The organism is Cupriavidus sp. SK-3 (assembly GCF_000611145.1).
GTDB lineage: Bacteria > Pseudomonadota > Gammaproteobacteria > Burkholderiales > Burkholderiaceae > Cupriavidus.
Map to the genome: position 1 here is coordinate 1 of NZ_JFJV02000128.1, position 8,192 is coordinate 8,192.

The window sequence follows — 8,192 nt, forward strand, 5'->3', positions numbered from 1 at the left end:
AGCCTTTAAGCCTTTAAGCCTTTAAGCCTTTGACGTTGACTTTAACGTTAAGCTTTTGACTCACCCAAGAACCCCCACCACCATGTCCACCCCAGCCTTCGAATCCAAACTAGTCCCCCCCGACACCCCCAACGACCTGACCGAAAAGCTAGCCGCCCTCCCACGCCCGCTCGTCTTCACCAACGGCGTCTTCGACATCCTCCACCGCGGCCACGCCACCTACCTCGCGCAAGCCAAAGCCTTCGGCGCGAGCCTGGTTGTAGGCGTCAACAGCGACGCCTCCGTCCGCATGCTCGGCAAAGGCGACGACCGCCCCCTCAATCACGAGTCGGACCGCATGGCGCTGGTCGCCGCGCTGGCATCCGTGGACCTGGTGGTAATGTTCCGCGAGAAAACGCCGGTCGAGCTGATCCGGCTGGTGCGCCCGGACATCTACGTCAAGGGCGGCGACTACGACATCGATACGCTGGAAGAAACGCGGCTGGTGCGCAGCTGGGGCGGGCAAGCCCATGCCATTGCCTTCCTGCACGACCGCTCCACTACCAAGCTGCTGTCCAAGGTCCGCCAGGGGCAGTAATCCGCCGGCGCCGCACGCGGCGCATCAGGCGCAGCTGAGCATGTCCTGCACGCCGTAGCGCTGGCGCATCTCGTCGAGCCGCGTACGCAGCGCCGCGTCGGCATTGCGCACGCGCAGCCACTGGCGCGTGAGCGGATGCGGCGTGTCGCTCAGCACCGCGGTACGCACGCCATGCTCGCGCAGGTTGTCCAGGAAATGCTCGGCATGCTCGCGCTCCTGGAACAGGCCCAGCGACACCGTATAGGTTTCAGGCGTCCCCGCGCTGACCACCGACACATCGGTGATGTTGCGCCGGCGCAGCTCACCGAGCTTGCGCTGCAGGTTCTCGCGCGTGGACTGTGGCGGCAGGTGAACCCACCAGCGCGCTTGCTCCTGCCGCTCGAACTGCTCCACCCGCCAGGCGCCGGCCGGTGCGCCGGCCAGTTCATCCGCCACGCGCCGCACCAGGTCGCCGTTGAAGCCACCGATCTCCACGCAGGCCATGGTGGACGCGGCGGCATGCGCGGCTGGCTGAAGCGCCGGCGCGGATGCCGGGCTTGCCCGGTCCTCCCGCGCCATCTGGCGGAATCGTTCCGCGCGGGTCTGCTGGGCGGCGCGTCCGGGTTCGCGCGCGCTTTCCATCCAGCCAGCCAGGGGCTGTGGGCCGAACGCGCCCAGCACGGCCGCCAGCAGCAGCGCATTGACCAGGACCAGCAGGATTAACAGGCTTCGTTGGAGCATGGGGGCGATGCAGGGGAAACGAGAGGCTTGGAGAACAATGGCCGGCGCAGATCAGTCCAGGGTACCGGCCCGGCTCTGCGAAGCCATCACATGCAGGCCGAGCAGCACGAGATTATCGTGCATCTCGAACGGCATCGAGAGGGCGTTGGCCAGCACATGGCGGGCGCCGCCGGACAGCAGGCAGCGTACCGGACCGCGCTCGCCGAGGGCACGCCAGGTGCGCTCCACCGCACCGGCCTGCGCCGCCAGGCAGCCGGCGGCAATGGCGTCCCGGGTGTTGTCGGCCCAGGGTGCGGCCAGCCCGGTGTCGCCGACACCCAGGGCCGGCAGTTGCGCGGTGTTCTGCGCCAGCGCGCCCAGCATCAGGTCCAGGCCGGGCAGGATCAGCCCACCCTCGAAACGGTCCTGCGCGCTCACCACGTCGAGTGTGGTGGCGGTACCGGCGGTGACGATCAGCAGCGCACCCTCCGGCCGGTAGCACCGCGCCCCGATACTGCCGATCCAGCGGTCAACGCCGAGCTGGGCGGGATCGCGGTAGCCATTGACCAGGCCGCCGAAGCGCGGGCCCGAACGTACCCAGTTCACACCGGCGCCGGGGCCGAACACGGTGTCCAGCGTGGCTTGCAGGCTGGCCGCGATGGCCGGGCCGGCTACGTTGCTGACCCACACCTGCGGCTGGGCGCCGGCGAAACCGGCCGCCCGCAGCGACGCCCATCGCGCCACCAGCGTGGCCAGTGCGTCGTGTGCCACGGCGCCGCCGTGCTGCCACGGCGTGGGCAGCGGCGCCTCGTGCAACACAGCGCCGGCCCAGGCGTCTTCGCACCAGGCCCACTTCAGGCGGGTGTTGCCGATATCGATCAGCAGTTGCGGCACGCGCGGCATGCCGGCGGAGGAAACGCTCATGCGCCCGCCCCCAGGCCTTCGTCCGCCGGGCGCAGCGAGACTTCGCCGCTGGCGATGCGTTCCAGTCCCATCGGCGTTTCCAGCAACAAGTGGCCGTCGCCGTCCACGCCGCGCGCCAGGCCTTCGGCCTGCACGCGCCCGTCGTGCAGCAGGCGCACCGGCTGGTCGCGATACGCGTCGCGGGCCGACCAGCGGGCCGCCATCGGCGCGAATCCCTGCGCCAGGAAATCGTCGCGCATCGTCGCCAGCCGGTTCAGCACGGCGGCCAGCAAGGCGGTGGGATCGCATTCCGGCAGGTATTCGGTCACGCCGGCCAGGCTGCGCCCGAGCGAGGCTTCCATCTGCGCATCGCGCACCAGGTTCAGGCCGATGCCAATCACCGCCCACACGCGCTGCGGCCCTGCCGGCACCGACTCGATCAGGATGCCGGCCAGCTTGCGCCCGTCGATCTGCAGGTCGTTGGGCCATTTCAGGCCCACGGCGGCGCCGAGCCGCGCATCGCAGTCGGCCAGCGCCTCGGCCAGCGCCAGCCCCACCGCCAGGCTCAGCCCGCTGAGTTGCGACGGCGCCAGCGGCAGTGGCATCGCCACCGAGAAGGTCAGCCCGGCCTGGCCCTGCCAGGGACGGCCCTGGCGGCCGCGGCCCGCGGTCTGGCGGTAGGCCAGGCGCAGCGCGCCGGCCTCGGTCCACGGCGCGCTGCGGCAGGCCTGTGTCAGGTCGGCATTGGTCGAGCCGGTCTCGTCGACGACGTCGAGGGTCCAGCCGCTGGCGGCACCCGTGAGCGCGGCGCGCAGGCGGTCGGAGTCGATGCGCCAGGCCTGGGATGGCGGGGCGGACGGCGGCAAGGATGGGTCAGCGGACATGCGAATCGGCGTTGGACGGCACAAAGGGCACAAAGGGCACGAAGGGCGCAAAGGGCACAACGTGCGCAAGAAGTACGCGAGGTACGGCTTGCGTCGGTGGAACAGGCCGCGCAGCCGGGGCCGCGCGGGGAATCCAGCCCGCATTGTAGCCGTGCGAATCCGCTGCCGAGGCGGTCCGGGCGCCCGCTGACCCTGCGGGTGGCATAGAATCGGGACTTGCCCATCACTTCCACCCATCCTTTGGAAAGCCTTACCACGCCAGCCATCGAAGTGACGCGCGCGGACGGAGCGGCGACGGTGCGATTGCGCGGCGACTGGACCGCGCTGGCGCTCTCGGACTGCCACCACGCGCGCGGCCTGCGCCATGACTTGCATGCGATTGCCACGGATTCGCACTGGTCGCTGGCCGGCCTCGGCCGGCTCGACCACATCGGCGCGCAACTGATGTGGCAGGCCTGGGGCGGCAAGCTGCCCGAACGGATCGAGGCCAGCGAGGCCCAGCGGCGGGTGTTCGCGCGCATCGCCGGCCTGCGCCGCGAAAACTGGAAGAAACATATCGTGGACCGGTTCAACCCGGTGACACTGTTCGGCGCCTCGATCCTGTCGATGTTCTCGCAGCTCGGCAACGGCGTGACCATGCTGGGCCAGCTGGCCTTCGACCTGCTGCGCCTGGCGCGCGCGCCGCATCGCGGCCCCTGGCGCGAGATCTCGGCCAACATCTACAACGTCGGCTATAAGGCGCTCGGCATTACCGCGCTGGTGGGCTTCCTGATCGGCATCGTGCTGTCGTACCTGTCCGCCAACCAGTTGCGCACCTTCGGCGCCAGCATCTTCATCGTCAACATCCTGGGCATGGCGGTGATCCGCGAGCTGGGGCCGGTGCTGGCGGCCATCCTGATCGCCGGCCGCTCGGGCTCGGCCATCACCGCGCAGATCGGCGTGATGCGTGTCACCGAGGAGCTCGACGCCATGCGTGTGATGGGCATCTCGCACGGCTTCCGGCTGATCATGCCGCGCGTGATCGCGCTGGCCATCGCCATGCCGCTGCTGGTGGCGTGGACCGACGTGCTGGCGCTTGCCGGCGGCATGCTGGCGGCCAAATTCCAGCTCGATATCAGCGTGGCCTTCTTCCTGCGCGCGCTGCCCGATGCGGTGCCGGTGGCCAACCTGTGGATGGGGCTGGGCAAGGGCGTGGTGTTCGGCATCCTGATCGCGATCACCGCCTGCCATTTCGGCTTGCGCATCCAGCCCAATACGCGCAGCCTGGGCGAAGGCACCACCGCCTCGGTGGTGACCTCGATCACGGTGGTGATCATTGCCGATGCGATCTTCGCCATCCTGTTCAAGGACATCGGACTATGACAACCGCCACCGCTTCCACGACGCCACAAGCGGCCCGCCCGGCCTCCATGCCCGGCACGGCGCAAGAATCCGGGCGCACCACCGTCATCGAAGTGCGCGACCTCGTCAAGCGCTTTGGCGAGGCGGTCGTGCACGACCACCTGAACCTCGATGTCTATCGCGGCGAAGTGCTGTCCATCGTCGGCGGTTCGGGCAGCGGCAAGACCGTGCTGCTGCGCCAGATCGTCGGGCTGGACCGGCCCACCTCAGGCACCATCCGCGTGTTCGGCGAGGACCTGATGCAGCTCGATGCCGCGCGCCTGCAAGCCCTGCGCAACCGCTGGGGCCTGCAGTTCCAGCGCGGCGCGCTGTTTTCCGCGCTGTCCGTTATCGACAACATCGCGCTGCCGCTGCGCGAACTTCGCACCCTGCCCGACGATCTCATCTGCCAGGCTTCGCTGCTCAAGCTGCAGTTGGTGGGGCTGTCCGCCCGCGACGCCGACAAGATGCCGTCCGACCTGTCCGGCGGCATGATCAAGCGCGTGGCGCTGGCCCGAGCGCTGGCCCTTGAGCCCGAACTGGTGTTCCTGGACGAGCCCACCGCCGGGCTGGATCCGATGGCCTCCGACGACTACGTGGCGCTGATCTGCGAACTGCGCCGCGAACTGGGCCTGACCGTGGTGATGGTGACCCACGACCTCGACACCCTGGTGGCGCTGTCTGACCGCGTCGCCGTGCTGGCGGACCGCAAGGTGCTGGCAGCGCTGCCGATCCCGGAACTGGTGCATATCGACCACCCGTTCATCCGCGAGTATTTCCTGGGCGAGCGCGGGCGACGCGCCATGCAGGCCCTGGCGGTGGCACCGGCGGGCCCGCAATCTGGAGAAGCATGATGGAAAACAAGTCAAACGCCTTCCTCGCGGGCGTTTTTACGATCGGCCTCGCCATCCTGGTGCTGTTCGCGATCTTCTGGTTCAGCAGCGACCACGCGGTGCGCGTGCCCTACGACCTGATCACCCGCTCCACCGTCAACGGGCTGGGGCCGCAGGCCGACGTCAAGTACCGCGGGCTGGACGTGGGCAAGGTGGTGTCGATCCGCTTCGATCCCGCCGTGCCGGGCCAGATCATCGTGCGCATCAGCGTCAACCAGGACACCCCGATCACCCGCACCACCTATGCCACGCTCGGCTTCCAGGGCGTGACCGGGATCGGCTATGTGCAACTCGACGACACCACCGCGCAGGAGGGCGGCACGCCATCCCCCCACCTGGCCACCTCCTCCAAGTCGGTGGCGCGCATCACCATGCGGGCAGGCTTCTTCGAAGAGCTGGAAAAGCGCGGCGACAGCTTGCTGACACAGCTCGAATCGATCATGGGGTCGCTCAACGACATGTTCCAGGCCGACAACCGGCGCGAACTGATGGGCGCGATCCGCTCGGTGCGCAAGACCGCCGACGACTACTCGCAGCTGGCCAACTCGCTCGCGCCGGCGGTGCGCCAGCTGCCGCAGGTGACCGAAAACCTGAACGCCACGCTGGCCTCGACGCGGCGCCTGACCCAGGAACTGGCCCGCCCGGACGGCACCGTGCTGCGCACCATCGACCGCGTCGGGCACGACCTGCAGGGCGCCGCCGATTCGATCCAGTCGGCCGCCGGTGGCGTCAGCCAGGAAACGCTGCCGCAGATCAACGGGCTCGCGCGCGACGCGCGCCAGACCATGCGCAGCATCGACCGCGCCGCCAGCCAGTTCAACGACAGCCCGCGCAGCGTGCTGTTCGGCGGCCCGGCCACCATGCCGGGCCCCGGCGAGCCTGGCTTCCAGGCGCCGTGAGCGGAACAGGAACCGTGATCCCGCGCCCCAAGCAATCGCCGCGCGCCTGGACCGCCAGGTGCGCACGGCAAACCCTTCGAGCAATCCGAGCCCCACGGGCAAACCGAGGCAATCCATGATGCGCACCGCCCATCTCCGGCCAGATCGTTCCGGCACCTCCGGCGTTTCCGGCCTGCCGCGCCGGCTTGCCGCCGGCATCGCGCTGGCCGGCCTGCTGCTGGGCGGCTGCGCCCTCACGCCCTCCACGCCCACCATCACCTACGACCTGGGCCCGCCGGCCGGGGCGGCGCCCGGCGCCACGCCCCTGCCCAGGATGCGCGTGGCGCAAACCGACGGCCCCACCTGGATGGACGGCAACTCGCTCTTCTATCGCCTGCACTACGCCCAGGCCGAGCGCCTGCAGCCCTATGCCACCCAGCGCTGGGTGATGTCGCCGGTGCGCCTGTTCGACGACCGCCTGCGTGAAGCGGTGGCCTCGCGCGGGGCGCTGACCTGGTTCGGCGATACCGCCACGCCGGCGCTGAAGATCGACATGCTGGAGTTCGAGCAGGTCTTCGACAGCGCCAGCGCCAGCCGCGGCGTGATCCGGGTGCGTGCCACCGTGTTCCGCAACGGGCTGCGCGGGCAGAAGACCTTCGTGGTAGCGCAGCCCGCGCCCACGGCCGATGGCGCCGGCGGCGTCAAGGCGCTCGCCACGGGCACCGACGCCGCCATCGCGGCGATCCTCGACTGGGTGGCCACGCTACCGCTGCAATAACCCGGTCCCGCATGGCATCGGCACCCGCTCCGCTCACTCCCTTGCCGCCCACGCCCCGCCATTCGCCGCTGGCGCGGGTGGGCCTGCTGTTCTTCACCCTGCTGGTGATCTACGGCAGCCTCTATCCATTCTCGGGCTGGACCGACAACGGCATCTCGCCGCTGGCCTTCCTCACCGCGCCCAAGCCGCGCTACCTGACCGAGTTCGATCTCATCACCAATGTGCTCGGCTATTGCCCCTTCGGCGCGCTGTTGGTGCTGTCCCTGCACCCGCGCGTGTCCGGCGCGCGCGCCACGCTGCTGGCGCTGGTGGCGGGTGCGCTGCTCTCAGGCTGCATGGAAGCGCTGCAAACCTGGCTGCCCAACCGCATCTCGTCCAATATCGACCTGATCACCAATGCGCTGGGCGCCCTGCTGGGCGGCGCCGTGGTGGCGCCCTTCTCGGCCGCGCTGATCGACCGCGGCTCGCTGCGCCAGTTGCGCATGGCCTGGTTCGAGCCACATGCCAGCTTCGCCATCATCCTGCTGCTGCTGTGGCCGTTCGCGCAGATCTTCCCGCAGGAGCACCTGTTCGGCATGGGCGCGATCGTGCGCGAGTGGCTGACCGACCCCGACTCCTGGCCCGTGCAGTGGCTGCAAGGCGTGTTCCCGGCGCTGCCCGACCTGATCGAAAGCGTAGGCCTGCTGCGGCCCGACGACGTGCAGGGACAGCAGTTGCTGGAATCGCTGGTGACCGCGTGCGGATGGGTCGGCACCGGGCTGTTCGCCTCGGCGGCGATGCGGCGCAATGCCCCGATGCTGCGCATCCTGGCCGGCTTGCTGGCCTGCACGCTGCTGCTCAAGGCGGCGGTGGCGGAACTGCAGTTCCCGGACGACAACGCCTTCAACTGGCTGTCCGAAGGCGGCCGTTTCGCCCTGCTGACGGGCTCGCTGGTGCTGGTATTGCTTTTGCGGCTGCCGCGCTGGCTGCGCGGCGCGCTGGCGCTGGCCGCGCTGATGTTGCTGGTGCTGCTGTCCAACCTGCTGCCCGCCAATCCCTATTCCTGGATCTCGGAGCAGGGCTGGCGCCTGGGTCGCTTCATCCACTTCAACAGCCTGGCGCAGTGGCTGGCCTGGATGTGGCCGTTCCTGGCGCTGTTCTACCTGATCTGGCGCTTCGAGCAATTCCAGCTGGACCGCCGCAGCTTGCGGCGCGCACGCC

The 8,192-nt window shown here is 69.4% G+C and carries 9 protein-coding genes; 6 read left to right on the forward strand and 3 right to left on the reverse strand.

Annotation, left to right across the window (positions count from 1 at the left end; all coding sequences use genetic code 11):
* Nucleotides 1-82: 82 nt before the first annotated feature.
* Nucleotides 83-577, forward strand: coding sequence for a D-glycero-beta-D-manno-heptose 1-phosphate adenylyltransferase (rfaE2, locus tag CF70_RS13450; RefSeq protein ID WP_035865150.1), 495 nt, complete (start codon nt 83-85; stop codon nt 575-577).
* A 24-nt stretch (nt 578-601) separates the two neighbouring features.
* Here rfaE2 and CF70_RS13455 read toward each other — a convergent pair whose 3' ends face one another.
* Genes CF70_RS13455 through CF70_RS13465 form a run of 3 tightly spaced genes read right to left on the reverse strand, consistent with a single transcriptional unit; the run spans nt 602 to nt 3,063 of the window.
* Entirely contained in the window at nt 602-1,297 is a 696-nt protein-coding gene (locus CF70_RS13455; RefSeq protein ID WP_035865153.1) for an SPOR domain-containing protein, read from the reverse strand.
* Between the two features lie 51 nt (nt 1,298-1,348).
* The gene (locus CF70_RS13460) at nt 1,349-2,200 is read right to left on the reverse strand and encodes a type III pantothenate kinase (protein WP_035865155.1); all 852 of its coding nucleotides are present in this window, start codon (nt 2,198-2,200) and stop codon (nt 1,349-1,351) included.
* Nucleotides 2,197-3,063, reverse strand: a complete 867-nt coding sequence (locus CF70_RS13465) for a biotin--[acetyl-CoA-carboxylase] ligase (protein ID WP_035865158.1) — start codon at nt 3,061-3,063, stop codon at nt 2,197-2,199. Before CF70_RS13465 ends, CF70_RS13460 begins: the two co-directional genes overlap by 4 nt.
* Before the next feature lie 240 nt (nt 3,064-3,303).
* On the opposite strand from CF70_RS13465, the gene CF70_RS13470 reads away from it, so the two are divergent.
* The 5 genes from CF70_RS13470 to CF70_RS13490 all read left to right on the forward strand — a co-directional run.
* Entirely contained in the window at nt 3,304-4,425 is a 1,122-nt protein-coding gene (locus tag CF70_RS13470; protein WP_035865184.1) for an MlaE family ABC transporter permease, read from the forward strand.
* Entirely contained in the window at nt 4,422-5,297 is an 876-nt protein-coding gene (locus CF70_RS13475) for an ABC transporter ATP-binding protein (RefSeq protein ID WP_035865162.1), read from the forward strand. Before CF70_RS13470 ends, CF70_RS13475 begins: the two co-directional genes overlap by 4 nt.
* The gene (locus CF70_RS13480) at nt 5,294-6,235 is read left to right on the forward strand and encodes an MlaD family protein (protein WP_035865163.1); all 942 of its coding nucleotides are present in this window, start codon (nt 5,294-5,296) and stop codon (nt 6,233-6,235) included. The genes CF70_RS13475 and CF70_RS13480 overlap by 4 nt, the downstream gene beginning before the upstream one ends.
* 118 nt (nt 6,236-6,353) lie before the next feature.
* Nucleotides 6,354-6,992, forward strand: a complete 639-nt coding sequence (locus CF70_RS13485; RefSeq protein ID WP_152561798.1) for an ABC-type transport auxiliary lipoprotein family protein — start codon at nt 6,354-6,356, stop codon at nt 6,990-6,992.
* A gap of 11 nt (nt 6,993-7,003) precedes the next feature.
* On the forward strand, nt 7,004-8,192 hold a 1,189-nt coding region (locus tag CF70_RS13490; protein WP_051648376.1), incomplete at its 3' end, for a VanZ family protein.

Coding starts and splice junctions, on each gene's coding strand:
- CF70_RS13460 (WP_035865155.1), bottom strand. CDS start 2,200: ATGAGCGTTTCCTCCGCCGGCATGCCGCGCGTGCCGCAACTGCTGATC.
- CF70_RS13485 (WP_152561798.1), top strand. CDS start 6,354: ATGCGCACCGCCCATCTCCGGCCAGATCGTTCCGGCACCTCCGGCGTT.
- CF70_RS13480 (WP_035865163.1), top strand. CDS start 5,294: ATGATGGAAAACAAGTCAAACGCCTTCCTCGCGGGCGTTTTTACGATC.
- CF70_RS13465 (WP_035865158.1), bottom strand. CDS start 3,063: ATGTCCGCTGACCCATCCTTGCCGCCGTCCGCCCCGCCATCCCAGGCC.
- rfaE2 (WP_035865150.1), top strand. CDS start 83: ATGTCCACCCCAGCCTTCGAATCCAAACTAGTCCCCCCCGACACCCCC.
- CF70_RS13475 (WP_035865162.1), top strand. CDS start 4,422: ATGACAACCGCCACCGCTTCCACGACGCCACAAGCGGCCCGCCCGGCC.
- CF70_RS13455 (WP_035865153.1), bottom strand. CDS start 1,297: ATGCTCCAACGAAGCCTGTTAATCCTGCTGGTCCTGGTCAATGCGCTG.